The sequence below is a fragment of the Bacillus sp. P4_D3 genome (assembly GCF_056401855.1).
The window spans coordinates 1-1,428 of sequence record NZ_JBFUIN010000763.1 but is presented as its reverse complement, the minus strand read 5'-3'; the positions used below and the strand labels follow the sequence as shown (position 1 = coordinate 1,428).

Sequence of the window (1,428 nt, the reverse complement as noted above, 5' to 3'; positions counted from 1 at the left end):
GTATAATCCCATCTTTTAGTACAACTAAGCGCGTCGCCATCGTCATAGCTTCAATTTGATCATGCGTGACATATACAGATGTCGTTTGCAGCTGTTGATGTAATTTTGTAATCTCAGCACGCATTTGAACGCGTAGCTTCGCATCTAAGTTTGATAAAGGCTCGTCCATTAAAAATACTTTTGCATTTCGAACAATCGCTCGGCCTAAGGCAACACGCTGACGCTGACCACCTGAAAGTGCTTTTGGCTTCCGGCTTAAATACTGCTCAAGCCCAAGAATTTTTGCTGCATGTTGCACACGTTGGTCAATTTCTTCTTTACTATACTTTCTTAGTTTTAATCCAAATGCCATGTTTTCATACACACTCATATGCGGATAAAGTGCATAGTTTTGAAATACCATTGCAATATCTCTATCTTTCGGTGTAATATCATTTACACGCTTTCCATCAATATAAAAGTCGCCCTCTGAAATCTCCTCAAGTCCTGCAATCATACGTAATGTTGTAGATTTCCCACACCCTGAAGGGCCAACCAAAACGATAAATTCTCCATCATTTACTTCTAGGTTAAAATCTTTTACGATTGTCACATCATGATCATATTTTTTGTAAATGTTTTTGAATGATAGTTGAGCCATAATATCCTCCTAGAATTCGAGCTATATTTATAGATATTGTTAAAAATTATGATGACATGAATGATAAAATCTTCGAAATATCCTTCATACTGTCTAAAATATAATCCGCTTTTCCTTCTAAATCTTCCTTCCTGCTCGCACCCGATAAAACGCCCACTACTTTAATGTTACTATTTCTCGCAAATGTAACGTCTGTTAATGTATCACCTACCATAAGCACATCTTCTTCAGTTAGTGAAAATTTCTCTTTAAACATATGATAAAAGTCACTTTCAGGTTTTGTTCTATTCACACCATCATCTGCACCTAAAAAATCTACATAATCATATAACTCAGTCATTTTCAGAGAATGAATAGCTGCATCAACATCGTCTGCCGTAACAACCCCAATAATATATTCATTGTCTTTTAAATATCGTAACGTTTCCTTTGCACCTTCCACTTCTGTAAATACAAGATCATCTGCAGTAGAGTACTTTTTGAATAGAAGACATACATTTTGAATAAAACCCTCTTTATTCACATGTTGATTTTCTAACAACGAATACCATGCAGCCGCAATAAAGTAATTTGTGCGACAAGCTAGTAAACTCGTACTCTCAAAATTGTTATCATTCATACCAATAATCGTTAAGTAGTCATCTCGTTTACTTTTTTCATTTGGATACGTTTGAAATATATCATCTAACACACGATGCACAATTTTGTACCAAACTGAATCTAACTGTATTAATGTTCCATCTTTATCAAAAATAATCGCTTTATTCACCTTTTATTCCCCCTATAAC

General features: G+C 34.9%; 2 protein-coding genes. Both read right to left on the bottom strand.

Annotation, left to right across the window (positions count from 1 at the left end; all coding sequences use genetic code 11):
• On the bottom strand, positions 1–640 hold a 640-nt coding region (locus AC1DTM_RS26440), incomplete at its 3' end, for an ABC transporter ATP-binding protein (protein ID WP_477001277.1).
• Between the two features lie 46 nt (positions 641–686).
• Positions 687–1,409, bottom strand: coding sequence for an HAD family hydrolase (locus AC1DTM_RS26435; protein ID WP_088099161.1), 723 nt, complete (start codon positions 1,407–1,409; stop codon positions 687–689).
• Positions 1,410–1,428: the final 19 nt, after the last annotated feature.